12 protein-coding genes are annotated in these 18,076 nt (G+C 34.0%); 3 read left to right on the plus strand and 9 right to left on the minus strand.

Annotated features, from left to right (window positions below; translation table 11 throughout):
* Nucleotides 1–33: 33 nt before the first annotated feature.
* The 4 genes from RMO83_RS14100 to tyrS all read right to left on the minus strand — a co-directional run bounded on the left by RMO83_RS14100 (nt 34) and on the right by tyrS (nt 10,487).
* A complete protein-coding gene (locus RMO83_RS14100) occupies nt 34–1,596 on the minus strand; it encodes a RagB/SusD family nutrient uptake outer membrane protein (RefSeq protein ID WP_310560339.1) in 1,563 nt (520 codons plus the stop codon).
* An 18-nt stretch (nt 1,597–1,614) separates the two neighbouring features.
* On the minus strand, nt 1,615–4,566 hold the full coding sequence (locus tag RMO83_RS14105; protein WP_310560340.1) for a TonB-dependent receptor: 2,952 nt from the start codon (nt 4,564–4,566) through the stop codon (nt 1,615–1,617).
* Nucleotides 4,567–4,870: 304 nt separating this feature from the next.
* On the minus strand, nt 4,871–8,959 hold the full coding sequence (locus RMO83_RS14110) for a two-component regulator propeller domain-containing protein (RefSeq protein ID WP_310560341.1): 4,089 nt from the start codon (nt 8,957–8,959) through the stop codon (nt 4,871–4,873).
* Nucleotides 8,960–9,194: 235 nt separating this feature from the next.
* Nucleotides 9,195–10,487, minus strand: a complete 1,293-nt coding sequence (tyrS, locus tag RMO83_RS14115) for a tyrosine--tRNA ligase (RefSeq protein WP_310560342.1) — start codon at nt 10,485–10,487, stop codon at nt 9,195–9,197.
* A 111-nt stretch (nt 10,488–10,598) separates the two neighbouring features.
* Here tyrS and RMO83_RS14120 point away from each other — a divergent pair, with 111 nt between their 5' ends.
* Nucleotides 10,599–11,588, plus strand: a complete 990-nt coding sequence (locus RMO83_RS14120) for an NAD-dependent epimerase/dehydratase family protein (protein ID WP_310560343.1) — start codon at nt 10,599–10,601, stop codon at nt 11,586–11,588.
* 4 nt (nt 11,589–11,592) lie between these two features.
* Here RMO83_RS14120 and RMO83_RS14125 read toward each other — a convergent pair whose 3' ends face one another.
* The 3 genes from RMO83_RS14125 to RMO83_RS14135 form a co-directional block, all read right to left on the minus strand.
* Nucleotides 11,593–12,120 (minus strand): DUF4296 domain-containing protein, encoded by a 528-nt coding sequence (locus RMO83_RS14125; protein WP_310560344.1) that lies wholly within the window; start codon nt 12,118–12,120, stop codon nt 11,593–11,595.
* 105 nt (nt 12,121–12,225) lie between these two features.
* Complete coding sequence (locus tag RMO83_RS14130) at nt 12,226–13,566, minus strand: dihydroorotase (RefSeq protein WP_310560345.1); 1,341 nt, start codon at nt 13,564–13,566, stop codon at nt 12,226–12,228.
* A 13-nt stretch (nt 13,567–13,579) separates the two neighbouring features.
* The gene (locus RMO83_RS14135) at nt 13,580–14,305 is read right to left on the minus strand and encodes a polyprenol monophosphomannose synthase (RefSeq protein ID WP_310560346.1); all 726 of its coding nucleotides are present in this window, start codon (nt 14,303–14,305) and stop codon (nt 13,580–13,582) included.
* Between the two features lie 190 nt (nt 14,306–14,495).
* Between RMO83_RS14135 and RMO83_RS14140 the strand changes: the two genes are divergently transcribed.
* Both RMO83_RS14140 and RMO83_RS14145 read left to right on the plus strand, forming a co-directional pair.
* Nucleotides 14,496–15,167, plus strand: a complete 672-nt coding sequence (locus tag RMO83_RS14140; protein ID WP_310560347.1) for a DUF4271 domain-containing protein — start codon at nt 14,496–14,498, stop codon at nt 15,165–15,167.
* Nucleotides 15,168–15,179: 12 nt separating this feature from the next.
* Nucleotides 15,180–15,929, plus strand: a complete 750-nt coding sequence (locus RMO83_RS14145) for a uroporphyrinogen-III synthase (RefSeq protein ID WP_310560348.1) — start codon at nt 15,180–15,182, stop codon at nt 15,927–15,929.
* Nucleotides 15,930–16,137: 208 nt separating this feature from the next.
* Here the strand turns inward: RMO83_RS14145 and RMO83_RS14150 are convergent, their stop codons facing one another.
* Together RMO83_RS14150 and RMO83_RS14155 are read right to left on the minus strand one after the other, a co-directional pair.
* The gene (locus RMO83_RS14150) at nt 16,138–16,824 is read right to left on the minus strand and encodes a zinc metallopeptidase (RefSeq protein WP_310560349.1); all 687 of its coding nucleotides are present in this window, start codon (nt 16,822–16,824) and stop codon (nt 16,138–16,140) included.
* 339 nt (nt 16,825–17,163) lie between these two features.
* Entirely contained in the window at nt 17,164–18,075 is a 912-nt protein-coding gene (locus RMO83_RS14155; RefSeq protein ID WP_310560350.1) for a class I tRNA ligase family protein, read from the minus strand.
* Nucleotide 18,076 lies beyond the last annotated feature (1 nt).

An 18,076-nucleotide genomic window follows, 5' to 3' on the forward strand; every position in this document is an offset into this window, starting at 1 on the left:
ACTACATATTTTATATTTTGGTTTTCAATTATTTTAGAAACCATCTATTTGTTTTAAATTAGGATTTACTAATAAATCGGATGTTGGAATCGGGAATAAGTTGTATTTGGCATCCACTGCTGTTCCTGCTTTCACTCCACCTTTCCAAGCCCATAGATAAGTGGCTGTTGTTAGTTTATTATAGCGAACCAAATCGGTTCTGCGATGGGTTTCCCAATACAATTCTCTGGCTCTTTCGTCTAAAATAAAATCCAATGTAAGCGCAGCAGCCGAAATATTGCCACTGGTGCTTGAAGGATCATTGGTGTAAGCACGACCTCGTATTTTATTGATGTAATTGAGGGCAGTAGCATCACTGCCACCTGTTCCGCCGCGCAGCACGGATTCAGCATAGGTCAAATAAATTTCAGCTAGACGAAATACCGGAAAATCAATATCGGATAGGTTACCAAAAGTATTGTTTTGGGTAATCGGTGTTCCATCACGCTTTACGTTTCTATATTTATAAGCAGAATAACCATCTGTACTTGTAGTCACTTTATTAACCTCTAAAGTTTGTCCTGTAGTATAAAACATAGCACGTTTATCAATAGTGGGAGTTACTGACGGAAACAGCGCAGGGATTTGTTGTGTAAATCTAAAGGCACTCCAACTTCCTGACATCCCATTTATCGAGGCCGGAACTCCTGCTGGACCTAAAGCGAGAAAATTTGTGCTGCTCCAAGTTTTATTGGTATTATCGTATTTTATAGTAAAAATAAATTCATTTGTATTCAAATAATTATCACCTAGCATTAACCAAGCATAATTAGATTCTAATGTATATGCTGAATTAATTATTTTATTGCAATACGTTATAGCATCGGTATAACGCTCTTCTCCAGTATATACTTTGGCATTCAAATACATTCGGGACATCAATGCCCAAGCGGCGGCTTTATCTGGTCTTCCTAATTCATTCGTTTTAGGATCGGCTAATAAAGGGTCTATTGCTTTTAGCTCGGATTCAATATATTTAAACAAATCGGCACGCTGAATTTGCTTAGGATACGATTTTGCCAAGGTTTTTTCGGTTGGGAATGGAGGATTTCCGTAACAATCCATCAAAATCCAAAAGCAATACGCTCTTAAATATCGAGCTTCGGCCTGAAATTGTTTTATTTGAGCCACATCAGCTCCGGCGAATCCTCTCTTGGCAAGAAGCTCATCTGATGATTGATTGATAAAATCGTTACACAATGTTATCATCGTAAGTGTCGAAGTATAAACATTTGCAATTGCCGGTGAATCAGCACTCCAAGCTAATTCGTGATAAATACCATCTCCGCCATCATTCCAAGTGCTTACCGCCATATCTGTAGAATATTCTTGCATACTCCAATAGAATCTCAAAAAAGTACTATAAGCCATTCTAGAATAAGCGCCAGCCAAACTTTGCTTATACGCATCAACACTAGTAAAATGAACATTATCTGTATCCGCATTTAAAGGAAGTTTCTCCAAATCATCAGTACAAGAATGCAGACTAAAAGTAACTACTAAAAGTAACGTTCCTAAAAGAAACCAAATACTATTAAATTTTTTCGAAGTTGTCATATTTTTTTAGTTTTTTAGTTAAAAATTAAGGTTTAATCCCATTGAAAAAATGCGGGGCACCGGATAAGCATTTTCTGAACCGAAATTAGCTTCAGGATCAAGACCCTGATAGTTGGTGATGATAAAAACATTCTGCACCGAACAATTAACGTTTAGTCCCACTTTAGAATTCGCCAATACTTTACCAAAATCATAACCAATGCTGATATTATCCATTTTTAGGAAAGAAGCATTTTGTAAATAGAAATCACTGTATCCTTGTGCCGGATCATTATGACTAAAAAGTGTGTCGTAATACAAAGTGCTAAGGTTTTGTGAAGTCTGCCATTCAGTAATAGAAATGGTATTATCATAAGGATGGAAAAACAAATAATGGTCTAAATTAGCGTGAAATGCCGTACTTACATTCCATTTTTTGTATTGAAAATTGGAACTGAACCCCATCAGGTATCGTGGAGCTGTCGATTTATCCGAAATATATCTATCACTAGCATTTAGCAATCCATCACTATTTACGTCAAGCATTTGTCCCTCGATCGGCATACCGTTTGCACCATAAACTTGATGATATAAATAAAAGGTGTTTCGCGGATAACCTACGGTATTGACTAAAATGGCATTGCTGAAGAGTCCAATTCCTTCATCGGAAACATCGTTCAAGTGCGTAATTTTATTTTCGTTATAGGTGAAATTAAAATTTACATCCCAAGTCATATTGTCGGTTTGTACGGGAATTGCTTTCAGGGCAAATTCCACTCCTCTATTTTCCATTTTACCAATGTTGAGCAGTAATTCACTACCTTGATTAAAGCCTAAAGGAACCCTTGTAATATTTAACAAATCTTTGGTTTCTTTCAGATAAACATCTACGCTTGCTGTAATTCTGTTTTTTAAAAATCCAAAATCCAGTCCAATATTCGAAGAGGCAGTCTCTTCCCATTTAAGATTTAGATTATACGCACCTGGATTAACGGTTAAATAACTCGTGTTCCCAAAAGTGTACTGCTCGTCTGTATTCCCAGAAAAATAACTTGGTCTATAATAATAATTAGCAATACCGTCCTGTTGCCCAGTGACACCATAACCCAATCGCAATTTCAAATCGGAAAAAGTTTTGCTGTTTTTAAGAAAACTTTCCTCTTTTATTTTCCAAGCTAAAGCAGCAGACGGAAACAAACCCCATCTGTTTTCTTCTGAAAATCGGGAAGATCCATCCTGACGTAAAGTGGCAGTCAGCAAATATTTTTCGTTAAATACATAATTAAGTCTGCCATAAAAAGAAATGATAGAATGACTTGGCTTGTCGAACAGAAAAACAGGATCACTATTGGGTTGTTTAATACCATCAGGACTAAAAGTTGGATAAAAATAGTTGGTTGTCAAAAAATCATTATAAGAATAACCCGCGGTAATATCAAATCTACTTTTTATAGCAGCAATTTCTTTACTGTAAAATAAATAAGACTCGAACAAGGTATTCTGCACTTCGTTAGAAGGATCGGCATAATAAATATAGCCTTCTGAGAGGTTTGCAGGAAAATAGCTCGCAGATGCTGAGCTCAAGTATTTTCCTTTTGAAATATCGTAACCTGCATTAACATTAAGGTGTAAGTCTGGTAAAAAATGCATCGAATAATCCAATTGTAAATTCCCTACGCTTCTAACAATTTCGTTTCTGCTTTTTACTTGCTCTAACATACTGACCGGATTAATTATGGCTAATGCCGGATTGCTGGCGAACTGTGTGTACTGAAAATACCCTCCATAAGTTTGGTCTTCAACACGAACAGGTTGTGAAGGGTCGAATGCTCTTGCATTCCAAAGCGCACCTTCATTGGCAATGCGTTCTTTTTCAAACGAACCCTTTAAATTTAAATTTACTTTCAAATGGTTGTCAAAAAATTTTGGACTTAAATTTAGTAAAGCTGTGAATCTTTCATAATTGCCCGTTCTTAAAACGCCATCTTGATTAAGATAACCCACGGAAACTCTATATGGCAATGATTTTATAGCGCCACTCATACTCAAATTATTTTCTGATGCTAATGCCATTTGATAAATTTCATCTTGCCAATTTGTGTTCGCCGTACCAGGTGGGGTTTTTGCGGGGGTTCCATTAGTTACTAATGTATTCACAAGACTCCTATAGTCGTCCGCAGACAATACCGGAGCTTGCTCCATAATACTAGTCACTCTTGTTGAGGATGAAAAATCAACTTGGGTTTCTTTTAAACTTCCTTTTTTGGTGGTTATAATAATAACACCATTAGAGGCTCTTGACCCATAAATAGCTGCTGCAGAAGCATCTTTCAAGATTGTAAAACTTTCAATATCATTGGGATTTAACTGGCTAAGGATTCCAGGTCCACCATTCGATCCTTCAAGAGGAACACCATCAACAACATATAAAGGATCATTACTGGCATTTAATGAAGAACCTCCTCGAATTATAATGGAACTTCCAGCCCCTGGTTTACCGCTTCTAGGCGTTATTTGTACACCAGCAACTTTATTGGCAATTAATCCTTCGACGTTAGTGACTGGTGCTTTGTGAAAATCCTTCGAACTTACTTGTGTTACTGAACCTGTAAGATCTTTTTTCTTGGTAGATCCGTATCCAATAACTACTACCTCATTAAGTGTTTTAGTTTCTTCTTTAAGGGATACATTCAAGATATTTCCAGTAATTTTTTTTTCTACTGTTCCATATCCCAAAAATGAAAATGTTATAATATCTCCTGTATCTGCTTTTATTTGGTAATTCCCATTTACATCTGAAATAACAGAATTAGTAGTTTTTTTTAATGTTACCGTAACGCCCGGAAGAGTTGTCTTAGTAGCTTCATCAATGATAGTTCCTTTAACATCAACTTTTTGTCCAAAAAACAGAAGAGGTATCAAGAAAATAATCAATGAACTAGAGAACTTTTGTACTATAAAATTTCTTTTTCGCATTAGCTTTGTATTCATATTTAGTTTTGATTGTAATAGTTTGATATTTTAATTTGGTTTTAAGACGGGTTACTTTTGATTGGTTTATTCATAATTCAATTTTGATTTAGTTGTTAGTCAGTATTGTTTGTTTGCTTTTTTCAATCCCGATATTAAATAAAAAAAGCTTTAATTGAATTGTAAAATTATACTTTGAGTCATAAACAAAAGGGGCACGAAATCGTTTTTTTAGGGGTACGAAATCGTTTTTTATTGTAGAATAATTAGCATAAAACCTTGGAAACAGTATGAAGAAGAGTATTATGATTCGATTATCTAAAAATCAAAAAGAAGGATTCTCTTTTTCCTTCATATAAAAAGTGGGAGGATTGCCAAAACGTTCTTTGAATAACTTACTGAAATATTTTCGGTCAGAATAGCCTACTTGATAGCAAACTTCATTTAGAGTAAATTGTTTTGTTTTGAGAAGTTCTTTGGCTTTCTTTAATCTATAATCGCGCATATATTCCACAAGCGACAAACCAGTTAAAGTTTTCAGTTTTTTATACAGCACGGAGTGACTCATCCCCAATTCTTTGGCTACGAGATTGGCAGCAAGATTATCCGAATCAATATTTTTTTCAATAAACAGCCCTAAATTTTGAAGAAATTCCTGATCTTTTTTGTTTTTTACAAATTCACCAATATCGGTCGTGTCTTCTGAATGAAATTTTTCGTGTAATAAACTTCGGTTTTTGAGAATGTTTTTTATTCTGGCACGAAGAAGCGACTCGTTGAAAGGCTTCGTGACATAATCATCGGCACCTGTTTCGAAACCCTCCATTTTATTCATAAAAGAAGCTCTGGCTGTCAAAAGAATCACAGGAATGTGGCTTGTAGTAACAATTGTTTTTAAATTATGGGTCAGTTCTATTCCGTCCATAATTGGCATCATGACATCACTGATAATGAGATCTGGCATTTTTTCCAGCGCTATTTCCAAACCTTCTTTACCATTATAAGCCCGCAAAATCGCGTACTCATCCGACAAAAGTTCTGCTATATAATTGCCTATATCTACATTGTCTTCCACAATAAGTAAGGTTTGTTCCTTTACTGTAGGACCTTCTGTGCTTTGCGCAAGAACCTCAACCTTATTTTGTTTAGTGGTGAAGTAATTTTCAATGAGTTCTTCATTGGTCTCGCTTCCGCCAATTTCAGCCTCATTGAAAAAAGAATTTCCTTTTTTCAAAATAATTGTGAAAGTACTTCCAGCACCTTTTTTACTTTTTACTTTAATTTCTCCTTGATGTAGCTTTATAATTTCATTCGAAATGGTCAATCCTAACCCGAAACCTGCTCCATTGACACTATCGGCATCATTGGCCTGATAAAAGCGATTGAATATTTTAGAGAGATGTTTTTTTGAAATTCCAATTCCATGATCGACCAATTCTAATTGTACTGAAGTTTCGGTTTCTGTAATGGTGAGTTTTATGGAGCCACCAGCGCTGGTAAATTTCAACGCATTGGAAAATAAGTTATACAGTACTTTTTCCATTTGGTTTTTGTCGAACCATAATTCGATGCTTGAACTCGAACATTCAAATTCAAAGGTAATGTCCTTTTGATAGGCAAATTCTTTAAAAGACAAGTGTATTTCTTTGCAAAAGCTAACCCAATTTCCTTTGAAAACTTTGAGCTTGATTTGATGATGTTCTAACTTTCGATAATCTAGCAGCTCATTGACCAAATTGAGTAAATATTCTCCATTTTTTTTAATGGTGCCGAAAGAATTTTGCTGCTGATTTTCAATAAGTTCATCACTTTTCAACAGTTTATTTATCGAGCTCAAAATAAGAGTTACTGGAGTTCTTATTTCGTGAGAAATATTAGTGAAAAAATCTTGTTTCAAATTGTAGAGTTCGACATCTTTTTCGTGCGAAAATTTCTCGAATCGCAAATCTGCTTTCATATTCTCCCACGAAATGATATATTTTATAAAAACATAAAACGATGCAATTGCCAAAAGGGCATAAATTAAAAAAGCCCACCATTCTGTCCAAAAAGGTTTAAGAATTTTAATATTCAATGAGCTATATTGGTTCGCCCACTCACTGCCCAATTCTCTACTCCTTACTTTAAAAACATATTGTCCTGGAGAAAGATTGGTATAGGTAGCGGAACCTTCTTTCCCTATTGATCTCCAATTTTTATCGAAATTATCCATTTTTATCTGGTATTCACAGCCGGAGGATGACGGAAACAGCATAGCAGCAAATTCAAAAGTAATTACGTCCTGATCGTGTTTTAATGTAATATTTTTTGAAAATGAAATATCATTTTTCAATATCTCGTCTTCGCCAATTGGAACTTCCTTGTTGAAAAGTTTAAAGCTGGTGAATTTTACTTCAGGCGTTACATTTTTGACCTTGATGGTTTCTGGATTAAATTTGATAACCCCTTTGGAGCAACCAAAATACAGCATTCCTTTTTCGTCTTTGAAACCGGAATTTATATGATAGTCTTCTTTAAGATTTGAAAAACTTTTAAAAACTTTTGTGGCATAATCATAGTTGAAAATTCCTTGTTTTGTACTAAACCAAATCAATCCCTTATTGTCCTCTAGAATTGCTGTCACGGTTTGATACCGGATATTTTTGAAATTATCAAAACGATTGATTTTTTGAGTTTTTGTGTCCAACAAATTGATTCCTTCCCCGGCAGTTCCCATCCAAATATTGCCTTTGGAGTCTTTTAAAATGCTATACAAATAATCGCTGCTGATAGAATTTGGATTGCCGTCTATACTTTTATAGACTTTAAATTGATTGGTTTTCGTATCCAACAGATTAACACCACCACCAAAAGTGGCCATCCAGATTGACTGTCCGTCTTTTTGCAGCGATATCACATTGTCGCTACTAATGTCGTTTTTATCTCCTTTTCTCTCACTAAAACTTTTAAATTCTTTTGTTTTTATATCAAGGTAATTTAGACCACCACCCCAAGTTGCTATCCAAAAATTATTTTTATCGTCCTCCACAATATAACGAACATCATTAAAACTCAAGGATTTTGGGTCGCCTATCTTTTGTTTGAATTGGGTAAAACTCCCTGTTTTGTAATTGAAATTAATCAATCCATTTACAAAAGTTCCTATCAAAAGTGTACCGTTTTGAGCTTCGTATATATATTGAACATAATCGTCCCCTATTGTATTTTTGTTTTTGCTATTATAATGCTTTGCCACTTTAGTTTTTTCGGGCAAAACAGTCAATCCTTTTCCGTCCAATCCCATAAAAAAAGAATCCTTGTTTTTATAGATTGACAGTACCGAAATGGGAGATTCTCCCTTATTGGAACTTGATATAAAGGTAAAATCTTTGTTAAGACTCAAAACGCCGACTCCGTTCCAAGCTGTTCCCGACCAAATATTGGAATCCTCGTCTTCCATAAGAGCGTAAATGGCATTACTGGAAATATAAGTCTCTGATTGGGAGTCATTGCTATAATTAGTAACTATTGGATTTGTGCTGTTGATGTTTTTTATTTTAAAAAGTCCAACACCATCCGTTCCTATCCAAATTATTCCATTCCGATCTCTTTTAATTCGGCGAACTATATTGATTGTTTTATCTATTCCATACCATTTTTTTTGAAAACTTAACGTGTTCACATCAAAAGTCAGCATTCCTTTTCCACTGGTTCCAATTAAGATTTCATTCTTGTTAATTCCACATAAGGAATGAATATAATCAGGTGAAATTGTACTTGAAGACTTTATTCTGCAGAACTTTCCTGTTGCAGAATCAAATTTGTTCAATCCTCCGCCAAAAGTGCCTATCCACAGCTTTTTATTTCCATCTTCATAAATACTCCTGACGTCATTATTGCTAATTGAAAACGTATTTTTACTATCAAATTTATAGGTTTTAAAAGTATTTTCTTTTTCATTAAAAGAGGAAAGTCCATTTTTAGTACCCAACCAAATTATACCTTTAGAATCCTCAAAAAGAGTATTCAATTCATTAGACGGAATTGATGTATTATCGTTTGGGCTATTTTTATAGGTAACAAATCTATCGTTCGAGGGATTGTAGAAATTTAATCCACCTCCGAACGTACCAATCCAAATTTTGCGTTTACGATCTATTAATAAATCGGAAATGTCATTGGAACTTAAAGCACTATTTTGCTTATTGTAAATTTTTATTTTATTGCCATCAAACCTATTTAGCCCATTGTCAGTTCCTATCCAAACAAAACCATTTTTCTCTTTAACAATGCTGCTTACTCTATCGTTAGATAATCCATTAGTTTGATTTATTTTACTAAAAATAACTTGAGACTGGCTAAAACAAGGTGAAAAAACAGAACGTAATAAAAGAAAAAATAAGGTAAAATAAGACTGTATTTGTTTTGTTTTCAAAGCAAAATTCGAATTAAGAGGGTTCCGATTCTAAAGTATTGAACTGTTTTTTAGCACAAATAAACTATTAAAAATTTGTCCTAAACAACAAATATAAACAATAGAAATTTATTTAATTGCTTATTTATCATTTGGTTTTTAGGAATTTGTATGAAAACTAAAAAAAATCCCAATAACTCCTTTGAGGTATTGGGACGTTTTGATAATGATGATATTCGCGGTGGTAATTTGATGGTTATTTAACCTGAATCACAAAATAATTTTTCTTTCCGCTTTGCAATAACACGAATTGATTGTTGATTAAATCTTTGGTCGAAAGCACGAATTCTTCAGTAACTTTTTCTCTATTTACCGAAATAGAATTGGCAGTCAAAGCACGTCTCGCTTCACCGTTTGATTTTAAAAATCCTGTTTTTTCATTTAAAACATCAATAATGTTTATTCCGGTTTCAATTTCATTTTTTGCAATTTCCGCTTGAGGAACACCGTCAAAAACCTCTAAAAAAGTAGCTTCGTCAAGTTGTTTTAAATCATCGGCGGTGGCATTTCCAAAAAGAATTCCCGAAGCTTTAATCGCGTTTTCCAAATCTTCTGCAGAATGCACCATTACCGTAATTTCTTCGGCCAAACGTTTTTGCAACAAACGCAAGTGTGGAGTTTCTCTATGTTTTTCAGTTAAATCCTGTATTTCCTCTTTCGATATGAAAGTAAAAATCTTGATGTATTTCTCGGCGTCAACATCAGAAGTATTCAACCAATATTGGTAAAATTTATATGGAGAAGTTCTAGCTGAATCCAACCAAATGTTTCCGCCTTCGGATTTGCCAAATTTTGTTCCATCCGCTTTTGTAATCAATGGGCAAGTCAAAGCATATGCTTTTCCGCTAGCGATTCTTCGCACTAATTCGGTTCCGGTGGTGATATTTCCCCATTGGTCGCTTCCCCCCATTTGTAGCGTACAACTTTTATCTCTATACAAATGTAAAAAGTCATATCCTTGAACCAATTGATAGGTAAACTCCGTGAATGACATTCCTTCGGCAGCTTCTGAAGACAAACGTTTCTTTACAGAATCCTTTGCCATCATATAATTTACGGTAATGTGTTTACCCACATCACGAATGAAATCCAGAAATGAAAAATTTTTCATCCAGTCGTAATTATTAACCAACTCTGCTGCGTTTGGTGCATCGGAAGTAAAGTCTAAAAAACGGGATAGTTGTCCTTTTATGGCTTCCTGATTGTGTCGCAAAGTAGCTTCGTCCAATAAATTTCTTTCATTCGATTTTCCTGATGGATCGCCAATCATTCCTGTCGCACCACCTACTAAAGCTAATGGTTTGTGCCCTGATAATTGAAAATGTCTCAACAACATCACGCCAACTAAATGTCCAATGTGCAATGAATCGGCAGTTGGGTCAATTCCCACATAAGCCACACGCATTTGTTCCAGCAAATGTTCTTCGGTGCCTGGCATAACATCGTGGAGCATTCCCCGCCAAGTCACTTCTTCAATAAAATTCTTCATCTTAAAAATCAATTTCGGCAAAGATATGAATTTCAATGGCAATGGCAATTTTGATAGTAATTTGTACAACAAAAATTACGAATCATAACTCCTAATTCGTAAATTAGCAAAATGGTTTTAGTAACGGGAGGAACAGGATTAGTTGGCTCACATTTGCTACTTCATTTAATTGAAAATGGAGAAAGCGTTTGTGCCATCTATCGAAATTTGGAAACAATCCAAAAAACCAAAAACCTCTTTTCTTATTACAAAAAAGAAAGTTTATTCGAAAAAATAAATTGGCTAGAAGCTGATATCCTCGATGTTCCGTCTTTAGAAACAGCTTTCGAAAACGCAGAATACGTATATCATTGTGCTGCATTTATTTCATTCGACCCCAAAGATGAAGATGTAATTCGGAAAACCAATATTGAAGGAACTGCCAACATAGTTAATTTTTGTCTTGCTAAAAACATAAAAAAACTTTGTTTTATAAGCTCAATAGCCGCTCTTGGTGATTTGAAAGAGAATGAAAAAATTATCACAGAAGAAACCGAATGGAATCCAGAAAAATCACATAGTGATTATGCCATTTCTAAATTTGGCGCCGAAATGGAAATTTGGCGAGGGCAACAAGAAGGTTTAAATACTGTAATTGTGAATCCTGGAGTAATACTTGGGCCCAGAATTTGGGAGCAAGGAAGCGGAATTCTTTTTAAAAAAATAGAAAACGGATTTCCTTTTTATACCAAAGGAACCACTGGATTCATCGCCGTGACCGATGTAGTAAAGATTATGGTGCAGCTGATGAAAAGCGAAATAAAAAATGACCGATTTGCGCTAGTTGCCAATACTATAAACTTTCAAGAATTATTTAATTCAATGGCCGATGCCCTCAAAATTAAAAGACCTTCTGTTTATATTACCCCTTTTGTAACTGGCGTTTTATGGAGAATAGATTGGTTTTTCTCCACTTTTTTTCGAACAAAAAGGATACTAGATAAAGAAACTGCTATTGCCTCTTATTCAAAAAATTTATACTCAAACGAAAAAATTACAAATGCATTGCAACTAGATTTTGTGGATATCCACCAATATATAAAAGAAAATTCAAGTTTATAAATTCTTATTTTTTTTCTTTCTTCAACAAATCTGATGATTTTGAAGCTTTGAGTTGGTTTGTCTTTTTGACAGAGTCGGTTTTCTTTTTTAAAATCAGATTTTGCTTTGATTTTTTTATAGAATCCGCTACTTTCTTTTCTTTTTGCTTTTTCTTGATCTTTGCCTTCAACTTTTCTTTCCTTGCTTCGGCTTTAATCAATACATTAACCTGAGTTTTTTCGTTATCTAATCGAGCTTTAATCTGATTGTACATTTTTTCATATTCCTCATAGTCAGCAGCATAATAAATATTGCTTTGTGCAAATTGAACACTATCAATTTTATATTTTTTATAAATGTATTGGTTCGATGTGTATTTAATGGAGTCCATCAATGCAGGATTTTCCACTTTCATGGCTTCCAAAAGTGCCAAATCATACATAATATCGACCATTTTTTCTCTTTCGATTAAGCTCGTTGGCTCCTTTACCAGCTCTTTAGTACAGCTGATAACAAAAATGAAAACAATAAAAAACAGAATTATTTTTTTCATATATGTAAATTTAGATTTTTTAGAGGTCATATACTGTATCGCCTTTTTACTTATTGGTGTTTGTTTGCAACAAACTAGTTTTTAGTGGCGATTTCATAATGCAAATCATCTATCAAACAATAATCGTTTTCCAGCTCTAATGTCTTTCACTTTAAAAGCAGAATAAACTAATTGTCCGTTTACAAAAGTGTGCGTAATTCGGGATTTAAAAGTAAAACCTTCAAAAGGAGACCATCCACATTTTGCTAAAATATTTTCTTTTTTTACACTCCAAGGCAAACCTGAATTTACGATTACCAAATCGGCATAATAGCCTTCTTTGATAAATCCACGCTTTTCAATTTTGAAAATCTTGGCGGGATTGTGGCACATTTTTTCTACAATTTTTTCAATGCTTATTTTTCCTTGATGATAGGCTTCAAACATGGCTACAACAGCGTGTTGCACTAGCGGTCCGCCAGATGGCGCATTCAAATAAGGTTGCTTTTTTTCTTCTAAAGTATGCGGTGCATGATCTGTAGCAATGACATCGATTCTACCATCATTCAAGGCTTCCCAAAGCACTATTCTGTCATTTGCAGTTTTTACGGCTGGATTCCATTTGATTAAATTGCCTTTAGTTGCATAATCATCATTGGTAAACCATAAATGATGAATGCAAACTTCAGCAGTAATTTTCTTATCTTCCAATGGAATTTTATTGGTAAATAAAGTCATTTCTTTTGCTGTCGAAAGATGAAAAACATGCAGTCTTGCCCCCGTTTTTTTTGCTAAAGCAATCGCTTTGGAAGACGAAATATAGCAAGCTTCCTCGCTCCGAATGAGATGATGAGCCGTCACTGGAATGTCTTCGCCAAACTCCGCTTTGAATTTTTCTAAGTTATTTTTTATGGTGGTTTCGTCCTCACAATGCACTGCAATCATCAATGGTGTACTCGAAAATATCTTTTCTAAAACTTCATCATTATCTACTAACATATTCCCGGTCGACGAACCTAAAAATATTTTTATACCCGCAACGTTCCTAGGATTTGTTTTTAGAACCTCATCTAGATTGTCATTGGTTGCACCCATCATAAACGAATAATTCGCATAAGAGTTTCGGGCAGCAATTTGGTATTTTTCTTCTAAAAGTTCTTGAGTTACCGCATTGGGAACCGTATTGGGTTGCTCGATAAACGAAGTGATTCCTCCTGCAACAGCAGCTTTAGACTCTGATTCGATATCTGCTTTGTGCGTTAATCCTGGCTCTCTAAAATGCACCTGATCGTCTATTGCACCTGGAATTAAATAATTTCCTTCAGCATCAATAATTTTACATTCAGATGATTTTGCGCTGATACTTTCCGCAATTTCAACAATTAAGTCATTTTCAATTAAAACGTCACCTTCAAAAATAGTTCCCTCGTTTACTATTTTAGCATTCTTGATTAAAATCTTATTCATAATAAGGCTGCTTTTATAAGGTGTTAAATAATTTTTTTAAGCGAAGAGCAATAACTCCTAAAACAGCTTCTTTAAAAATGGCGCTACTCATTTTGGATTGTCCTTTTGTTCGATCAGTAAAAATAATGGGGACTTCTACAATTTCAAATTTTTTGCAAAAAGTTCTGTATTTCATTTCTATTTGGAACGCATAACCCACAAATTTTATTTTATCTAAATTGATTCCCACTAAAACCTCACTTTTATAGCAAATAAATCCGGCAGTGGCATCGTGAATTTTCATTCCCGTTATAAATCGAACATAAACAGATGCAAAATAAGACATTAAAACTCGACTCAAAGGCCAGTTTACTACATTTACGCCAGTCACATAGCGAGAACCAATGGCTAAATCTGCTCCTCCAAAATGGCAAGCATCATATAGTTTTTCTAAATCATTTGGATTGTGAGAAAAATCGGCATCCATTTCGAAAACATAATTGTATTTATGCTCCAAAGCCCAACGAAAACCGTGCACATAAGCTGTTCCCAAACCTAATTTTCCAATTCTTTTTTCTAAAAACAATCTTCCCTCAAATTCAGATTGAAGCAAACTTACTTTTTCTGCAGTATGATCCGGCGAATTGTCATCAATGACAAGGACGTGAAATGGTTTATGTTGAGAAAGCACGGCTCTAATGATGCTTTCGATATTCTCAATTTCGTTATAGGTAGGAATTATAACAATACAATCATTCATATCTCGATTAATTTCAACGCAAAAGTAAACCTTTTATACGATTTGATTCCTATGTGCTACTACTATTTGTTAATTTTTAGGAATATATAACTTCATTCCTACTGTGAATTTAAGTTTTTGATTCATGTCAATTTCATATTTACTTTATAATGAAAATAATGAAATAAAAAATTAGTAATTTTGCAGCAATATGATTGATAATTTACTTCATTTGAGGATAATTGAGAACAAAGATTGGGCTACAGTCTTGTTTGTGTTTTCTTTTGCTACCATTGCTATAACAAAATCAGCTTTTGAAAATAGATTTGCCGATTTTGCTAAATTAATTTATTCCGATAAATACACTACTATTTATAAAGACGGAAGTCACCTTAATAGTAGTTTTACTTTGTCCTTATTTGTGGTGCAAATTATTTCATTTGCATTCTTTATTCAGATTTCACTTTCTCAATTTGGCTACGCTTCAAAAACAGATTGGCTTTTGTTCATTCAAATAATTACTTTTATTGTTTACTTCGTTTTGTCAAAATTTTTGATTGAAAAAATTATCGCTAATGCTTTCGATATTGAAGAAGTTATTGAACAATTCAACCTTCAGAAAGTTATTTTCAGAACTTACATAGGTATATTCTTATTGCCTTTTAATATTATTTTGTTCTATTGTGACAGTGTTTCAAACAATTTTATGACCATATTTATTCTTATCGTATTGGCATCTTGCGCATTAACTTATTTAGTGTCGATAAAAAATCATCAAAATATAATATTTAGTAAGTTGTTTTATTTTATTTTATATCTTTGCGCTCTCGAAATAGGGCCTTATTATTTTATGTATTTTTGGTTCACGAAAGGTATTGCTTAGAAAATGTCAAATATGAAAGTAAAAACAATTTTGGTGTCACAGCCCGAGCCTAAAGTGGAAAATTCCCCTTACTTTGAAATTCAAAATAAGCATAAAGTAAAAGTTGACTTCAGACCTTTTATACATGTTGAAGGAGTTAGCGCTAAAGATATTAGAATTCAAAAAATCGATCTAAATCATTTTACAGCTATCATTTTGACTAGTAAAAATGCTGTAGATCACTTCTTTAGAGTTGCTGATGAAATGCGCTATAAAGTTCCAGAAGGATTAAAATATTTTTGTCAATCTGAAGCAATCGCATTTTATTTGCAAAAATATGTGGTGTATCGTAAACGCAAAATTTACGTTGGTCCAAAAGATTTTGCAGATTTATCTCCATTGATAAAAAAGTACAAAGATGAAAAATTCTTATTGCCAGCTTCAGACCAACTCAATGCTGATGCTCCAATAACATTAAACAATCTTAAAGTCGATTGGACTCAGGCTGTGTTTTACAAAACAGTAGTTAGCGATTTGTCTGATTTAGCAGATGTTTACTATGACGTATTGGCTTTCTTTAGTCCAACTGGAATAAAATCATTATTTACTAATTTTCCTGATTTTGAACAAAACAATACTAGAATTGCAGTTTTCGGAAGCACCACTCAAAAGGCGGCTTTAGAAAATGGCTTAAGAATTGACATTCTTGCTCCAACTCCGGAAACTCCGTCGATGACAATGGCATTAGAAAAATACATTTCAGAAGCTAATAAAGGAAAATAAATATTAAAAAATTACAATTAACAAATTCCAAACTCCAACTGATGAAGTTGCTATTTGGAATTTTTTTATACCAAAAAAATCAAAAGCAATTTCAAAAACAAAAAAAAATCCAAACTCCGATGACTGCTAAGTTATTGAAATTTGGAATTAAAAATACTAGAATTCCCTTCTGTGTTGGAATTTGCAATTTAAAAAATTGGAATTTTCTTTACTCCCTTCTTCCTCCCATATAAATAGAAACGTAGTACAACAAAGTAGCGATCGAACCCAATGCGGCAACAACATAAGTTCTCGCAGCCCATTTCAAAGCATCTTTTGCACCAGCTTGTTCTTGTTGTGTCAACATTCTTTTGTTTTCTAACCAAGCCAAGGCGCGATTACTCGCATCATATTCTACCGGTAAGGTAACTATTGAAAACAAAGTTGTAGCCGCAAAAATCACAATTCCTATCAACAATAGTGATGGAAACGTTTTAATCATTAAGATTCCAGCCAGCAAAATCCATTGCATATACGACGAAGCTACATTGACTACTGGAACTAATTGAGAACGCAAAGTCAACCAACTATAAGCTGTAGCGTGTTGCACGGCGTGACCACATTCGTGAGCGGCAACCGCAGCGGCAGCGGCATTTCTTTGATTGTAAACCGCCTCACTCAAATTCACTGTTTTATCTGCAGGATTGTAGTGGTCGGTCAATTGTCCTTCCACCGAAATTACTTTTACATCACGAATTCCGTGATCGGCAAGCATTTTTTCGGCAATTTCTTTTCCTGACATTCCGTTTTGCAACTGCAATTTGGAGTATTCTTCAAATTTACTTTTCAATCTTGAGCTTACTAACCAGCTCCCAAGCATAATTAAACCTGCTAAAAGCATATATCCCATTCCCATATTTTTATTTTTTTAATTGTTTGAAACTAGATTATCAAATTATGAACCAAATTTAGAAAATGTCAATTTGACATCCGTTAAATTGATGCTAAATTTATTCTTGTTATTTGTCACGCTGGAAGCGTCTATAATAGATTGCCCTCGAATGTTGAGAACCTTTCAGGGTGACAAATTGGAGTAGAATATGTTGACCACTACAATCGAACTAATTTACACAAATCGGAATTATACTAATTAATTCTTGTTATTGATTAAAAAAACAACCACAAATAACACAAATTTCCGCAAATTGATTTGTGAAAATTTGTGTAATTTGTGGTTGAAAAATAGGGTTTTTATTTATCCTACCAAATTAATTACTTTTCCGGGAACAATGATTATTTTATTTGGCGTTTTTCCGTCCAATTGTTTTAGAGTTCTTTCGTCTTTCATAATGATTTCCTGAATTTCAGGAACAGATAAATCCAAAGACAATTCGATAGTGAAACGCATTTTTCCGTTGAAAGAAACTGGATATTCCTTACTGCTTTCAACCAAATGTTTTTCGTCCAATATTGGAAAATCTACCGTCGAAATTGAGCCCGAATTTCCTAATTGGTTCCATAATTCCTCAGCGATATGAGGTGCATAAGAAGAAATCAAAATCGCCAAAGGTTCTAAAATCGCTCGAGAATGACAGTTTTGAGCTGACAATTCATTCACACAAATCATAAACTGTGAAACCGAGGTATTAAAAGAGAATCCTTCGATATCTTCCGCCACTTTTTTGATGGTTTTGTGTAATGATTTTAAGTTGTCTTTAGTTGGTTCGTCGTTAGCAACGATTAAACCATTTTCGTCAAAATACAAACGCCATAATTTTTTAAGAAAACCAAAAACTCCCGAAATTCCTGCTGTATTCCATGGTTTCGCTTGTTCCAATGGCCCTAAGAACATTTCGTACAAACGCAAAGTATCGGCTCCGTATTCGTTACAAATATCATCAGGAGTAACTACATTGTATTTGGATTTCGACATTTTTTCGATTTCGCGACCTACCATGAACTTTCCGTTGTCTTCGGTTATGAATTGTGCTTTTGCATAATCTTCTCTCCAACACTTGAATTTTTCAATATCTAGTTCATCTGAAGTGTTTACCATTGAAACATGAACGTGAATTGATTGTACTTTTTGACCTTCTATTTTATTTTTTGAAACATACGTATTTGTTCCATCTAATCGATATACAAACGCACTCATTCCCAAAATCATT

Source organism: Flavobacterium sp., from assembly GCF_031423415.1.
Lineage (GTDB): Bacteria > Bacteroidota > Bacteroidia > Flavobacteriales > Flavobacteriaceae > Flavobacterium.